Below are 14,363 nucleotides of genomic sequence, written 5' to 3'. Positions count from 1 at the left end.
TTATCGGCGCAGACATTACCCAAATACCGCAAACAGGACGTAAAACGTGATTGGTCGCATTGCTGGAACACTTATCGAGAAAAAAGCTCCCGATTTATTGATTGATGTTGGTGGCGTTGGTTACGAGGTGCTGGCGCCGATGAGTACGTTCTATCAGTTGCCAGCCCCCGGGCAGGGCGTCATTCTGCACACGCATCTGGTCGTGCGCGAAGATGCCCATCAGCTGTATGGATTCGCTGAAGGGCGTGAGCGTGAGTTGTTTCGTGCGCTGATCAAGGTTAATGGCGTAGGTCCCAAAGTCGCACTGGCCATTCTGTCAGGGGTGTCTGTCAGTGACTTTGTACGACTGATTCACAATAATGACGTCACTGCCTTGACCCGGGTGCCCGGTATCGGTAAAAAAACAGCTGAGCGACTGGTTCTCGATATGCGCGACCGTCTTGGCGGGTGGCAGGATGACGGGGCCGGTGCGACCGAGTCTCTGCAGGCTTCGCTGCAGGATGACAGCGCCTCGGTCAGCGAAGAAGCGGAAACCGCATTGATAGCACTGGGTTACAAACCGGCCGAGGCGGCGAGAATGGTCGTCCGGGCGCTCAAGGACAATCCGGCTGCTGAGCGGAGTGAAGAGATCATCAGATTGGCGCTGCGTGCGATGCTCTAGAAACTGGCCACTGAATTAACAGACGATTGATTACTGACAGGACAAGCGCACGCAATGATGGATAATGACCGTTTGATCTCACCCGACCTGGCGCCACAGGAACAATCGGTTGATCGTGCCATCAGGCCACTGGCTTTGACCGACTATATCGGCCAGACGGACGTCAAGCAGCAAATGGAGATATTCATCAGCGCTGCCCGTAACCGCAACGAACCGCTCGACCACACGCTCATTTTTGGCCCGCCCGGTCTGGGCAAGACGACCCTCGCCAATATCATTGCCAATGAACTGAATGTGTCCATAAAAACGACATCTGGCCCTGTGCTTGAAAAGGCAGGTGACCTGGCAGCGCTGCTGACCAACCTGGAGCAGGGCGATGTGCTGTTCATCGATGAGATTCACCGGCTGAGTCCGGCCATCGAGGAGATACTGTATCCGGCGATGGAAGACTATCAGCTTGATATCATGATTGGAGAGGGGCCGGCGGCCCGCTCCATCAAGCTGGAGCTGCCCCCGTTCACCCTGGTCGGTGCCACAACGCGCGCCGGCCTGCTGACCTCGCCGCTGCGGGATCGCTTTGGCATTATCCAGCGCCTGGAATTCTATAACCACGAACAGCTCAGTGAAATTGTCAGCCGCTCGGCACGAATCCTGGGTTGTGTCATCGACCGGGAGGGCGCCTATGAAATCGCCCGGCGCTCCCGCGGCACGCCGAGAATTGCCAATCGCCTGTTAAGGCGCGTGCGCGACTTCAGTGATGTCAAACATGCTGGCGAGATAAGCCGCGAGATTGCCGGTCAGGCGCTGGATATGCTCAGTATTGACGACAATGGATTTGATCACATGGATCGCCGCCTGCTCCTCACCATGATCGAAAAGTTTGGTGGTGGACCGGTCGGCGTTGACAGTCTGGCAGCAGCCATCAGCGAGGAGCGGGACACCATTGAGGATGTGCTTGAGCCCTATCTTATTCAGCAGGGATACATGATGCGAACGGCCCGCGGACGCATGGTTACACCTCATGCTTACCTGCAGTTTGGAATACCTGTGCCGGAAGAACGTTAGCAAAGAAACGAGGAACGGCTCGCAAGCCACAATTTAGCCATATTTTATCAGCCTTATGACATCGGGGGCTGTATAAGAACTTGAGAACTTACTTTATAATACGCGCGTTTTACATCTGTAAAACCTGCTCGGAGAGCTACTGGTGCACGAAACAATGAATGTCTGGAGCCTGATCCTGGATGCCACCTTGACGGTGAAGCTGGTCATGCTCACATTGCTGCTCGCCTCAATCATTTCCTGGGTGATGATCATACAGCGTTATCTGGTCCTCAATAACGCCGAACAAAGTATGTGGAGTTTTGAAAAGCGCTTCTGGTCCGGCATGGATCTGAGCCAGCTTTATCGTGACGGCAGCAGTCAGCAAAAAGAGAACAATCCCACCGGTGGCATGGAGAATATCTTCCGTGCCGGCTTCAAGGAGTTCATGCGCCTGCGACAGCAGGGTGGCGTCAGCTCGGAAGGCATCATGGCCGGTTCCCAGCGTGCCATGCGCGTAGCCTATTCGCGTGAAGAGGAAAAGCTGGAAAAACATCTGCCGTTTCTGGCCACAGTAGGTTCAGTAACGCCCTATATCGGTCTGTTCGGTACCGTTATTGGTATCATGAATTCGTTTATCGGTCTGGCACAGCAGAGCCAGGCGACACTCCAGGTGGTAGCTCCCGGTATTGCCGAAGCCCTGATCGCGACCGCGATGGGTCTGTTCGCAGCGATCCCGGCAGTGGTGGCCTACAACCGTTACTCTGCGCGGGTGGATGCCATCGCCGGCAACTACATCACATTCACTGAAGAATTCGCCGGTATTCTGCATCGGCAAGTCGTCAGCGTCAGCAAATAATTCGTTCAGCCGGAGCGGCTAATGGAAATCGTACGCAAAAAACGCAAACCCATGTCAGACATCAATGTGGTGCCATACATTGATGTGATGCTGGTATTGCTCATTGTGTTCATGGTGACCGCGCCGCTGCTGACCCAGGGCTTGCGGGTCGACTTGCCGGAGGCGAATTCAGAGCCGCTGGAACTGGATGAAGAAGCGGAAACGCTGGTCATTGAACTGACCGCTGATAACCAGTACTTCATCAGTCTGGGCGTGACCGCGGAGGGCGAGCAGCAGGCAGTTGAGCTGGCCATGATAGGTCGACAGGTGGCACAGATTGTCGAGGTTAATCCGGGCATTCAGATTTTTGTGGAAGGCGATGCGCAGGCTGGATACGGCCCGTTCATCAGTTTGATGGAGGAGTTGCGCGCCGCTGGGGTTAACAGCCCCAATCTGGTAACCAAACCCGTGGAATGATGCTGTGACTGCGTTTAACGGTTATCCAATTTCGGTTCTACTGGCGGTGCTGTTGCATGGCCTGATCCTCGGCTCGCTGTTTATTATGCAGCGCGCCGACTCGGAAGTGCTGGATGTTGTGCGGCCGCCCGCCGTCAAGGCGCTGTTGGTGGAGGAGAATCCACAGACGCGGAATCAGCAGGTGCAACAGCAACAGCTGGCAGAACAGCGCCGCCTGGAGCAGCAGCGGCAAGAGCAGGCGCGTCAGGAAGAGGCCAGACGTCAGGAGCAAGCCAGGCAGGAAGAAGCCCGGCAGGAGGCGGCACGTCAGGAGCAGGAGCGACAGGCGCAATTGCGGCGCGAGCGCGAACAGCAGGAACGCGAGCAGCAGGAACGGGAGCGTCTGGAGCGCGAAAGACAGGAACGCGAAAGGCTGGAACAGGAGCGTCTGGAACAGCAGCGGCGCGAGGAACAGCAGCGACTGGAGCAGCAGCGTCAGCAGGAACAGGCGGCCCAGGCAGCCGCAGCGCAGGAAGTCGCGGAAACAGAAGCAGAGCAGGTCATGGCATATACCGCCATTATTCACGACCTGGTCCAGCGCAACTGGTCTCGACCGCCAAGTGCACGAAACAATATGACGGCCGTACTACGAATTCGGCTGGTACCGACGGGTGAGATAGTGGATGTGGAGATCGTCCGATCCAGTGGAGATGCAGCGTTTGATCGCTCGGCAGAAAACGCGGTGAGGGCTGTACGACGTTTTGAGCAATTGCAGGGGATGCCGCCGCGCATGTTTGAGCGCAGCTTCCGTACGCTGCTACTAACATTCAGACCGGAGGACTTATTAAATTGATGATGCGCAAAGTGATGACTCTGGTGCTTGGCCTGCTGGTGTGGAATGCTGCACAGGCCGCCGAGCTGAATATCGAAATTACCCGTGGTGTGGATAACCCAATCCCCATCGCTGTTGTGCCATTTACATGGGGTGGCGGCCTGCCACCTGATGAAGATGTTGCACAGACTATTGCCAATAACCTCGCCCAGGTGGGTGAGTTCAGGCCTTTGCCAAGAGCTAATATGCTCAGCCTTCCGGATGAAGAGGCTGAAGTGTTTTACCGGGACTGGCGTATTCTTGCGCAACAGTACCTGGTGATTGGCAAGATCAATCCGGTGCCTGGTGGCCAGATGGTGGAAGTGCAGTGGGAATTCTTTGATATTAACCGTGAACGTAAAGTCATGGGTGAAGTGCTGACTGGCAGCATTACCCAGCTGCGTGATATAGCCCATGAGATCAGTGATGTGATTTACGAGCAGATCACTGCGCGCCGGGGCGCTTTCTCGACAAAAATCATGTACGTATCGGCAGAAGGCAATATTGGCGATATGACCTATCGTCTGCACATGGCCGACTACGACGGCCGTCGTTCACAGATTCTGCTGGAATCTCCCGAACCCATCATGTCGCCGGCATGGTCACCTGATGCCAGTCAGATCGCTTATGTGTCATTCGAGACCGACCTGCCGCGCATCTATATACAGACGCTGGCGACCGGGGAGCGGCGGCAGGTTACCAATTTCTCTGGCATCAATAGTTCGCCAGTCTGGTCACCGGATGGCAGCAAGCTGGCCATGGTGTTGTCCAAAGATGGCAGCCCGGACGTCTATGTACTGGACCTGGCGACTGACCAGCTGCGCCGCCTGACCGATCATCCGCGCGCGGAAACCGAGCCGGCCTGGTCACGTGACAGCCAGAGTGTCCTTTTTTCGTCTGACCGTACTGGTCAGCCACAGATATATAAGGTGGATGTTAATGGCGGTGGTTTCCCCGAACGCCTGACATTCGACTGTTTTTATTGCGCCAAGGGCCAGTTCCTCCCAGACGGTGTGAACCTGGTCCATATTCGTCGGGAAACACGGCAGGATAATACCTACAGTGTGGCCATCATGAATGTGGAAACGTCTCGGGTTATAACCCTGACGGATACGGCGCTAGATGAATCTCCCAGCGTGGCTCCAAACGGAAGCATGATCATGTTCGGTACTACCTACAATGGGCGCGGCGTGCTGGATGCCGTCTCCATTGACGGACGTGTGAAGTTCCGTTTACCATCCCCGCAGGGCGATGTACGGGAGCCGTCCTGGTCCCCGTACCTGAATTGAGGCTTTGCACACACTATCTTGCTAGCTTGTCTATTGGAGGACACTACATTGGGTACGCAGATGAACACAATTTTAAGAACAACCGCTCTGGCCCTGACCATTTTCGGTCTGGCAGCCTGTAGCTCTACAAGTGAAACAGAAGACATGACCCCGGTCGCCCAGGAGTCTCAAGGTGAATCAGCTGCAGCACGTGCAGCCCGCCTGGAGCAGGAGCGTCTGGAGCGTGAGCGTCAGGAACAGCAGCGCCGCGAGCAGGCTGCCCTGAACACAACTGTTTTCTACTTTGATTTTGACGTGGCTGAGTTCCAGCCTTCAGATCGTGAAACTCTGGTTGTACACGCACGCAACCTGGCCTCCAACCCGAATAGCCGTATTCGTCTGGAAGGCCATGCTGACGAGCGCGGTACCCGTGAGTACAACCTGGCTCTGGGTGAGCGTCGTGCCAACAGCATCCGTGACTTCCTGATCGTAAATGGTGCATCACGCAACCAGATCGAAACAGTAAGCTACGGTGAAGAACAGCCCGCCGTCCGCGGTCAGACTGAACAGGCTTACAGCCAGAACCGTCGCGTGGAAATCAAACCAGCCGGTTAATAAAAAATGAAACCACTGCTGACCATTATAGCTGGTGCATCCCTTGCCTCCGTGCTTAGCACGGGGGCTTTGGCACAATCCAACGATGCCATGTCGCTGTTACTTGACCAGATTCGCGAACTGCGAGCTGAGGTCCAGACGCTGCGTGGCATGGTGGAAGAGCACGGCTATGATATTCAGCGAATGCAGCAGGACTCTCTGGACAGATATACGGACCTGGATTCCCGCATCAGTACATTGTTCGAAGAACTGGATGGTGTGAGCAGCAGTGCTCCGATGTCCGTCCCAGGCACTGCAACAGCGGCTGGCGGTAATACGGCAGCCGATTCAGGCGTGGCAGGTAATATTTCCAGCATATCACCTATCGCGAATGATCCGACAGTTGTCAGTTCCTCATCAATGCCTGCGACCCAATCACCTGCTGCAGGTGTTTCATCATCGACCTCTGCGAACCCGGCGGCACCCACAATGCAGCCGGGTTTGTTGACTGAGCAACAGCTATATGAACTGGCGCTGGATGCATTGCTGCAGCAACAGGCCTATCAGCAATCGATCACCCAGTTTGACCAGTATCTCCAGCAGTATCCCAGTGGCCGCTTTGTGACCAATGCGCATTACTGGAAAGGGCAGGCCTATGTGAACCTGTCCATGTTTCAAGAAGCGCGTGGCGCATTTGAAACCATCATCAATGACTACCCGGATGGTCGCAAGATCGAAGATGCGATGTATTCACTCGGTACGGTCTACCATCAACTGGGCGATATAACACGCGCCCGTCAGATGCTGCAGGATGTGAGAACGCGCTTCCCGAATACCTCAGCAGCCAATCTGGCAGATATCTATCTGCGCACACTGAACTGATACAGTGAACCTGCGAATTAATGAAATATTTCACTCCTTGCAGGGTGAAAGCAGCACTGTGGGTTTGCCAACCACCTTTGTCCGTCTGACCGGTTGTCCGCTTCGATGCGGGTACTGTGATACCGAATACGCCTTCCATGAGGGGCAGCAGAAGAGCCTGAGCGACATACTTGAGCAGGTGAGTGCCAATCGCGCCAAACATGTTTGTGTAACTGGCGGTGAACCTCTGGCGCAGCCAAATTGTCTGCCTCTGCTGACGCTGCTTTGTGATAATGGCTTCACAGTATCGCTGGAAACCAGCGGCGCCATGGATATATCTGCGGTCGATCAGCGCGTTAATATCGTCATGGACCTCAAAACTCCGGGCTCAGACGAATGTGACCGCAATCTCGAATCCAATATTGCTCATCTTAAATCAAGCGACGAAATCAAATTCGTGATCTGTGACCGGCGCGATTACGAATGGGCCAAAGCCAAGATTGATCAGTATGATCTGCGTCATCGCGTACGCGAAATTCTGCTGTCGCCATCCTATGAGCAGGTGAAATACGCCGAGCTGGCACAGTGGATACTCGAGGACAAACTCGCGGTCCGGATGCAGGTACAATTGCACAAGATTATCTGGGGTGAAGAGCCCGGTCGATAACATCACCCGGTACTTACAGCCTTCAGACAGGCAGCAGCGGAGCAGGCTAGTGGAACAGCATCCGACAACGAAAAAAGCAGTCATTCTGGTCTCTGGTGGGCTGGATTCGGCGACCTGTCTGGCGCTGGCCGCCGAGCAGGGTTACGAGTGTTATGCCATGAGCTTTGATTATGGTCAGCGCGCCAGCAGTGAGCTGGAGGCTGCCAGACGCCTGGCGGAGGCGGCCGGTGTGGCCCGTCATCTGGTGATACCGATCGGTATGGGGCAGATGGGTGGCTCAGCCCTGACAGATCACTCCGTAGCCATGCCTGAAGATGGTGTTAAAGACAATATCATTCCCATCACCTATGTGCCTGCCCGCAACACCATATTTCTGTCCTATGCGCTTGGCTGGGCTGAAGTGCTGGAAGCCAGGGCAATTTTTATCGGCGTCAATGCGCTGGATTACTCTGGATATCCAGACTGTCGGCCCGAATTCATAGCAGCATTTGAAGCATTGGCAAATCTGGCAACTCGCGCTGGCGTTGAAGGTCAGTCGATAAAAATCGAGACACCACTGATCTCCCTGAGTAAGGCGCAGATCATTGAAACAGGGAACCGCCTGGGTGTTGATTACGCCCTGACTGTCTCCTGCTATCAGGCTGATGCGCAGGGTCGCGCCTGTGGCCGCTGTGACAGTTGCCGACTGCGCCGCAAAGGATTTGAGGACGCAGGTGTTGCAGATCCGACACATTATGCGTGATGCTTTATGGGGCAATTTTTTTGCAAAAATACTTGAGTTTTCTGTCACGCGTAGTATGATGCGCACTCTCTTTTGGGGCGTTAGCTCAGTGGTAGAGCAGTTGGCTTTTAACCAATTGGTCGATGGTTCGAATCCATCACGCCCCACCACTTCATCTGTGCGAGCATTATGAGCCAATCGTCACAGCCAGATGACAAGCTGATGTCCGATACTCTGCTGGTGAGGGAGTATCTGGAAAACCTCCCTCATAAAGCAGATCTGAGTGAATCCCAACGTGTCGAGTATCGCGATGCGATCAAGGCATTATTGCGCGAGAAAAACGCCACTCTGGTCGCACATTATTACACCGACCCGGAAATCCAGGCGCTGGCCGAAGAGACTAATGGTATTGTAGCCGACTCTCTCGAGATGGCGCGTTTCGGTCGCGACTGTGACGCCGATGTGCTGGTGGTCGCCGGTGTACGTTTCATGGGCGAGACGGCCAGTATTCTGAGCCCGGAAAAAACCGTCCTGATGCCAACAACCGAAGCAACCTGCTCACTGGACATCGCCTGTCCCATCGAAAAGTTCGCACCGTTCTGCGATCAGCATCCCGACCACACCGTGGTGGTTTACGCCAATACCTCGGCTGCTGTAAAGGCGCGTGCCGATTGGGTGGTTACCTCCAGTATTGCGCTGGATGTTGTTGAGCACCTGAAAGCAAAAGGCGAAAAAATTCTGTGGGCGCCCGACAAACACCTGGGGCACTATATCGAGCAGAAAACCGGCGCCGACATGTTGCTGTGGGACGCTGCCTGTATCGTGCATGAGGAGTTCAAGGCAAAGGGTCTGTTCGACATGAAAACCCTTTACCCGACAGCGAAGATTCTGGCGCATCCGGAGTCGCCGTCATCCGTACTTGCGATGGCTGATGTGGTGGGTTCAACCAGTCAGTTGATCAAGGCCGCCTGCGACCTGCCGGACGACACGTTTATTGTGGCGACCGATCAGGGCATCTTTTACAAGATGCAGCAACTGGCCCCCGAAAAGAATTTTATTATCGCCCCGACTGCCGGCAACGATGCGACCTGTAAGAGTTGTGCCAGTTGTCCCTGGATGGGAATGAATTCATTGCAGGCGATGTACCAGTCGCTGAAAGACGGCAGTAACGAAATCAAAGTCAGTGCTGATCTGGCGCGTAAGGCGATGATTCCATTGCAACGTATGCTGGATTTTTCTGCCCAGCACAAGCTGGCCGTGAAAGGTAAAGCCTGATTCTTGATTGACTGCGCGAGCTAGCGCTCCTGCAGTTCGCGCTGCATCCGTTCCACTTCCCCAAGCCGCTGACGCAGACGACTGATTAGCGGAATATTCTGTTCACGATCGGTTTCAATCCGCAGAGCGTAATTGAGCTGTTCGCGTGCGCTGCGGAAATCCCCGACCAGAATAAAGTATTCAGCTCGTGCCTGATGCACTTTGCTGATATCGCCAACCTGACCCTGGGTCTCCGCAATCTGATACCAGAGGTTGTGATCTTCCGGTCGATTGATGGCATGTCGTTCCATGATTCGCGCCGCCTCGGCGTAGTTGCGCTGTTCGATCAGGGCGTCAACACGTGTCATCGTCAGCGGGTGGTTTTCCGGGTTGATACGGATATGTCGATCCAGAAAGTCCAGCGCCTGTTGTGGCTCGCCGCTCTGAGTCAGAATGTCGGCGCGCGTTACCACGTAGGTGATACGGTTCGGGTCACTGGCCAGGAGCAAATCAATGGATTCCAGCGCCTGACCATATTGTTCAGCTTTCAGCTGCGCCAGCGCCAGGCCGTAGGTGGCAGTTTTGCGCTCCTGTTCTGAGCGTGCACTACGCGAACGCTTGTTGAATTCTTCAAGCGCTGCTTCGGGGGAGTTCGCATAGTGCACCTCGATGCGTGCGCGAATCAGGTGGTATTCCAGGGTGTCGCCGGTCGCAGAAGGACGATAGGGAATACGATTGGCGCGACTGCGTGCGTCGGCGATACGGGCTTCGGTCACCGGGTGGCTCAACAGAAATTCGGGTGGGCGGCTGCTGAAACGGCTCATATCCATCAGTCGCTCAAACAGGCTGGCCATGTCGGCCGGATCGTAGCCTGCCTCCACCATGGTCCGCAGGCCAATGCGGTCAGCCTCTGCCTCGTTCTGGCGGGAGAAGCGCAGCTGGTTCTCGATAGAGCGACCCTGCGCTGCCATGACTGCCGCCGGCCCCGCCGAGCTGCCAGAACCCATCAGCACGATGCTTGCCAGCAGTGTTGCCAGTTCCGGAATGCGTCGGCGCTGCGCGTCTTCCACGCTGCGCGCAAAATGGCGCTGGCTGACGTGGGCGATTTCGTGAGCCATCACCGAGGCAAACTCGCCTTCGGTGTGTGCATTCAGAAACAGGCCGCCGTTGACGCCGATGACGCCACCTGGTGTTGCGAAAGCGTTAAGGGCAGGGCTGTCCACGACAATAAAGGCGAGCCGATAGTCCTGCAGATCACTGTGGACAGCGAGATTATGCGTAAAATTAACGACGTAATCGTTGATCAGCGGATCGCTGATGGTGGGTGTCGTGCGTCGAACCGAGCGCAGAAAGTCACGCCCCAGCTTATATTCCTCATCCAGAGAAAAAATGCCGGAAATGCGATCCCCGAGAGTCGGCAACTGACTTTGAGCCAGCGCTGCCGGGCTTTGACAGCTCAGGGCAATCGCCACCGAGAGGGCGGTACTTTTAAGGATGCTGCGCATAGAATTCCACTGATTGCATTCCCGATAATAGACCGATATTAACACAAATAATTCCGCAAACCGGGGGATGTCTCCGGGAGTAAATGTGCTTTTGCTATGCAGTGCCTGGCAATGCTTGATAAAATGCCCCGCATGGAACCTGTCGCAGATCAAGAGTTGGACGTTAGCGGATTACAGTGCCCCATGCCTTTACTGAAGGCCAAGCTGGCACTGAATGCCCTGACATCACAGCAAGTGCTGAAAGTCGTTGCCACGGACCCTGGCTCGGAGCGTGACTTTTTTGCGTTTGTCCAGCAAAGTCGCCACGAAATACTGGCATTTGAAAAACAGCAGCAATCCTACTGTTACTGGATAAAAAAAGGCTGAGTTCCCATGCGAAGATTTTTCCGGGCTTTCCTGGATCGCTATTTTCACGATGAAGAAGCCATCATTTTCACGCTGATCCTGATATCAGCGCTGCTGGTTCTACTGACGATCGGCTCCTTCATAGCCCCGCTTATTGCTGCCCTGATCATCGCCTATCTGTTACAGGGTATGGTCAACACCCTGCTGCGACTGAACGTATCCTACCTGTTGGCAGTGGTGCTTGTTTATACACTTTTTATCAGTGGTTTCATGGCTTTGCTGCTGTGGATCCTGCCTCAGGCGTGGAGTCAGCTGGCCAGGCTGATCAATGAGCTGCCGCGCCTGATCGGCGAGGGTCAGAACTTATTGATGCTGCTGCCGGAAAACTATCCGGATCTGATGACGCAACAACAGGTTCAGGACATCATCCGCACGCTGCGGGGTGAGCTGGCCATGTTTGGCCAGTATGTGCTGTCTTATTCCATCTCCAGCCTGCCCAATATTTTCTCCTGGATCATGTTCCTGATTCTGGTGCCAGTGCTGGTGTTTTTCATGATGAAGGACAAAACGACCCTGGTGCACTGGGTGGCCAACCTGTTGCCACGACACAGACCGCTGATGCGCAAGATCTGGCAGGAGATGGATGTTCAGGTAGCCAACTATGTGCGCGGCAAGTCGCTTGAGATCCTGATTGTGGGCGGCACCAGTTATCTGGCCTTCACGATACTGGGCATGAACTATACCCTGTTGCTGGCTGTGCTGATGGGTCTCTCTGTCATCGTACCTTTTATAGGTGTGGCGGTGGTGGTGTTTCCGGTGATGGCAGTTGCCTATGTGCAGTGGGGTCTGGGCAGTGAATTTTTTACCGTTCTTGCGGTCTATACCGTGATCCAGCTGCTGGATGCCAATGTGCTTGTGCCGATCATTTTCTCGGAAACCGTCAACCTGCACCCGGTTGCGATCATTGCCGCCGTGTTGGTGTTTGGCGGTCTGTGGGGACTGGCTGGGGTGTTTTTTGCCATCCCACTGGCCACCTTGATCAAGGCCATTGTCAACACCTGGCCCACCCACGCGCCACCGGATGATGAGGCTGTCGGGCCGGATCACGAAGCAGCCAGGATCATACACAACGATTAATACCGGTCACAGGGTATAATGCGGTTTTTGTCAGAAGGTTGCAGTGTGATAGAGTCTGCAGCCTGAGCAAGTCCGAAAACTATAGAGGTTATGCATGATACAGGGCAGTATTGTTGCCATCGTCACTCCCATGTTGCCAAATGGCGACATCGATTTTGAAGCGTTTGATCGCCTGCTGGAGTGGCATATTGAGAGCGGCACAGACGCCGTGGTTGTTGTTGGTACGACTGGTGAGTCGCCAACGCTGACCATGGAAGAGCATTGTGCAGTCATTGCGCGTGCCGTCAAAACGGTTGCCGGGCGCATCCCTGTCATTGCCGGTACTGGCTCAAACTCTACCACTGAGGCAATTTATTACACCCACGCCGCCAAGGAAGAGGGTGCCGATGCCTGTCTGCTGGTGACACCTTATTACAACAAGCCTCCGCAGGAAGGCCTCTATCAGCATTTCAAGAAGATCGCTGAAGAAGTCGATATCCCGCAGATTCTTTATAATGTGCCTTCCAGAACAGGCTGTGACCTGTTGCCGGAAACCGTGTCACGGCTGGCGGATATCAAGAATATTGTGGGTATCAAGGAAGCGACTGGCGATCTGGATCGTGGCCAGCAGGTCATCAGCCTGTGTGGTGATCGCATTGCCATTTACAGTGGTGACGACGCTACTGCACTGGATCTGATCCTCGCCGGCGGTAAAGGCAATATTTCCGTGACAGCCAATGTTGCGCCGGCACAGATGCACGAGATGTGTCGGCTTGCGCTGGCCGGTGAATACGAAAAAGCCAGCCTGCTTAACGCGCGTCTGGCGGGTCTGCACAACTCACTGTTCCTGGAAGCTAATCCGATTCCGGTTAAATGGGCGCTGAGTGAACTCGGACATATCAAAGCGGGCATTCGCCTGCCCCTGGTGCCACTTAACAAGGCATACCACATTCCGTTGCGTGAGGCGATTCGCCACGCGGGACTGGACTAATACAGGCAAGGTCGAAAGAGTATGCTTCCAATACGCAGTCAGTTCTTTAACGCATCCCGGCAGATTTCGCCTGGGTGCGGAACTCCCGGTGCTTTCCAATCAAACACGTTCAAGCGAGGTGTTATCCTGAAACCTGCAGTAGTACTGAGTATGGCAATGCTGGTTCAGGGCTGTTCCTGGTTGGGAATCGGCGGGGATGAAGGCTGGCTCAGAGATCGCGAGGGTGAATATCTGGAAGCCCGGATAACACCGGTCATGGACATACCCGCTGAGCTCGACAGCTACACGATCGACCAGCTTTACTATATTCCGCCGGAAGCGCCAGGCGAACGTGAAGTCTACGTCGTGCCTCCTGCACCAAAACCCATCGACACGCGGGTCCGCGAGGGTGTTGTGATTCAGCGCTTCGGCGACCGTGCCTGGATTGTGGTGGGAGCCACTCCGGGTCAGGTGTGGCCGACGCTGCGGGACTATTTTGCGACCGAGGGCCTGCCTGTCGCCAGCGAAGACGCTGTCGCTGGTGTTGTTGAGACCGAATGGGTGCCGCAGGACGATAGCGATGTCCGCAATCGCTATCGTGTCCGCGTCGAGCCTGGTCTGCACGCCGGCAACTCTGAGGTATATATCCTGCAGGTTGATGATGAGGGTGAGACTGCCGAGGGTCAGGCGGTTACATGGCCTTCTGATTCCGAAAACCTGGAGCGTGAAGCTACCATGCTGGCCTCACTGTCCATGTACCTGGCTGACCGCACCGATATTTATCGTGGCTCATCCGTGTCAATGCTCGCGGGCAGTATCGAGGCGCAGGGCAAGGCGCGACTGGATGACAGTGAATCGGGCAGTACCAGACTGGAGCTGCGCATCGATTTTGATCGTGCCTGGAGCCAGGTCGGTCAGGCGATCGGCAATGCTGAAATCGAGCTGCTGAGCTCTGATCGCGACGAGCGACGCTACATCGTGTCGTTCACTGGCACAGAGAATCAGGAAGAGCCAGGCTTTTTCGGGCGACTGTTTGGCCGCGACGAAGAAGTCGAGGCCCGCCAGTTTGATGTTACGCTCAGCGACACTGCCGATGGGATTCTGGTTGAGGCAAGAGTATCCGACGGAGCCCCGGCGCCTTATCAGCAGGATCTGCTGGTGCGTACGATCAACGACAATCTGATCTGACCCTCGT

The 14,363-nt window shown here is 55.1% G+C and carries 16 protein-coding genes and 1 tRNA gene; 16 read left to right on the top strand and 1 reads right to left on the bottom strand.

Going from position 1 to position 14,363, the window contains the following annotated elements; genetic code table 11:
- The first annotated feature begins 46 nt into the window (after positions 1-46).
- From ruvA to nadA, 12 genes are all read left to right on the top strand, one after another.
- On the top strand, positions 47-661 hold the full coding sequence (ruvA, locus tag LVD14_RS12970) for a Holliday junction branch migration protein RuvA (RefSeq protein WP_237134481.1): 615 nt from the start codon (positions 47-49) through the stop codon (positions 659-661).
- A gap of 54 nt (positions 662-715) precedes the next feature.
- The gene (gene ruvB / locus LVD14_RS12965; protein WP_237134480.1) at positions 716-1,726 is read left to right on the top strand and encodes a Holliday junction branch migration DNA helicase RuvB; all 1,011 of its coding nucleotides are present in this window, start codon (positions 716-718) and stop codon (positions 1,724-1,726) included.
- 154 nt (positions 1,727-1,880) lie between these two features.
- Positions 1,881-2,561, top strand: a complete 681-nt coding sequence (gene tolQ, locus LVD14_RS12960) for a protein TolQ (RefSeq protein ID WP_317622196.1) — start codon at positions 1,881-1,883, stop codon at positions 2,559-2,561.
- Positions 2,562-2,582: 21 nt separating this feature from the next.
- Positions 2,583-3,017 carry an ExbD/TolR family protein gene (locus tag LVD14_RS12955; RefSeq protein WP_237134479.1) on the top strand — a complete coding sequence of 145 codons (435 nt, stop codon included), beginning with the start codon at positions 2,583-2,585 and terminating at the stop codon, positions 3,015-3,017.
- Between the two features lie 4 nt (positions 3,018-3,021).
- Complete coding sequence (locus LVD14_RS12950) at positions 3,022-3,849, top strand: energy transducer TonB (RefSeq protein ID WP_237134478.1); 828 nt, start codon at positions 3,022-3,024, stop codon at positions 3,847-3,849.
- A complete protein-coding gene (gene tolB / locus LVD14_RS12945; RefSeq protein ID WP_317622194.1) occupies positions 3,849-5,156 on the top strand; it encodes a Tol-Pal system beta propeller repeat protein TolB in 1,308 nt (435 codons plus the stop codon). The genes LVD14_RS12950 and tolB overlap by 1 nt, the downstream gene beginning before the upstream one ends.
- Positions 5,157-5,216: 60 nt before the next feature.
- On the top strand, positions 5,217-5,750 hold the full coding sequence (gene pal, locus LVD14_RS12940; protein WP_237134477.1) for a peptidoglycan-associated lipoprotein Pal: 534 nt from the start codon (positions 5,217-5,219) through the stop codon (positions 5,748-5,750).
- Between the two features lie 6 nt (positions 5,751-5,756).
- On the top strand, positions 5,757-6,611 hold the full coding sequence (gene ybgF / locus LVD14_RS12935; RefSeq protein ID WP_237134476.1) for a tol-pal system protein YbgF: 855 nt from the start codon (positions 5,757-5,759) through the stop codon (positions 6,609-6,611).
- A 4-nt stretch (positions 6,612-6,615) separates the two neighbouring features.
- Positions 6,616-7,257, top strand: coding sequence for a 7-carboxy-7-deazaguanine synthase QueE (queE, locus tag LVD14_RS12930; RefSeq protein WP_237134475.1), 642 nt, complete (start codon positions 6,616-6,618; stop codon positions 7,255-7,257).
- A 49-nt stretch (positions 7,258-7,306) separates the two neighbouring features.
- On the top strand, positions 7,307-7,999 hold the full coding sequence (gene queC / locus LVD14_RS12925) for a 7-cyano-7-deazaguanine synthase QueC (protein ID WP_237134474.1): 693 nt from the start codon (positions 7,307-7,309) through the stop codon (positions 7,997-7,999).
- Between the two features lie 74 nt (positions 8,000-8,073).
- Positions 8,074-8,148 (top strand) — tRNA-Lys (locus LVD14_RS12920).
- Positions 8,149-8,200: 52 nt separating this feature from the next.
- The gene (gene nadA / locus LVD14_RS12915) at positions 8,201-9,253 is read left to right on the top strand and encodes a quinolinate synthase NadA (protein WP_237134473.1); all 1,053 of its coding nucleotides are present in this window, start codon (positions 8,201-8,203) and stop codon (positions 9,251-9,253) included.
- Positions 9,254-9,273: 20 nt separating this feature from the next.
- On the opposite strand, the gene LVD14_RS12910 is transcribed toward nadA, so the two are convergent.
- Positions 9,274-10,737 carry a M48 family metalloprotease gene (locus tag LVD14_RS12910; protein WP_237134472.1) on the bottom strand — a complete coding sequence of 488 codons (1,464 nt, stop codon included), beginning with the start codon at positions 10,735-10,737 and terminating at the stop codon, positions 9,274-9,276.
- Between the two features lie 111 nt (positions 10,738-10,848).
- Between LVD14_RS12910 and LVD14_RS12905 the strand changes: the two genes are divergently transcribed.
- The 4 genes from LVD14_RS12905 (at position 10,849) to bamC (ending at position 14,356) form a co-directional block, all read left to right on the top strand.
- Complete coding sequence (locus LVD14_RS12905) at positions 10,849-11,103, top strand: sulfurtransferase TusA family protein (RefSeq protein WP_237134471.1); 255 nt, start codon at positions 10,849-10,851, stop codon at positions 11,101-11,103.
- 6 nt (positions 11,104-11,109) lie between these two features.
- Positions 11,110-12,219 (top strand): AI-2E family transporter, encoded by a 1,110-nt coding sequence (locus tag LVD14_RS12900; protein ID WP_237134470.1) that lies wholly within the window; start codon positions 11,110-11,112, stop codon positions 12,217-12,219.
- A 94-nt stretch (positions 12,220-12,313) separates the two neighbouring features.
- The gene (dapA, locus tag LVD14_RS12895; RefSeq protein ID WP_237134469.1) at positions 12,314-13,189 is read left to right on the top strand and encodes a 4-hydroxy-tetrahydrodipicolinate synthase; all 876 of its coding nucleotides are present in this window, start codon (positions 12,314-12,316) and stop codon (positions 13,187-13,189) included.
- 150 nt (positions 13,190-13,339) lie between these two features.
- Positions 13,340-14,356 (top strand): outer membrane protein assembly factor BamC, encoded by a 1,017-nt coding sequence (gene bamC / locus LVD14_RS12890; protein ID WP_237134468.1) that lies wholly within the window; start codon positions 13,340-13,342, stop codon positions 14,354-14,356.
- The last annotated feature ends 7 nt before the right edge of the window (positions 14,357-14,363 follow it).

Origin of the sequence: Pseudohongiella sp. O18 (genome assembly GCF_021729085.1) — a bacterium.
Taxonomy (GTDB): domain Bacteria; phylum Pseudomonadota; class Gammaproteobacteria; order Pseudomonadales; family Pseudohongiellaceae; genus Pseudohongiella.
This window is presented reverse-complemented; position numbering and strand designations above follow the sequence as displayed.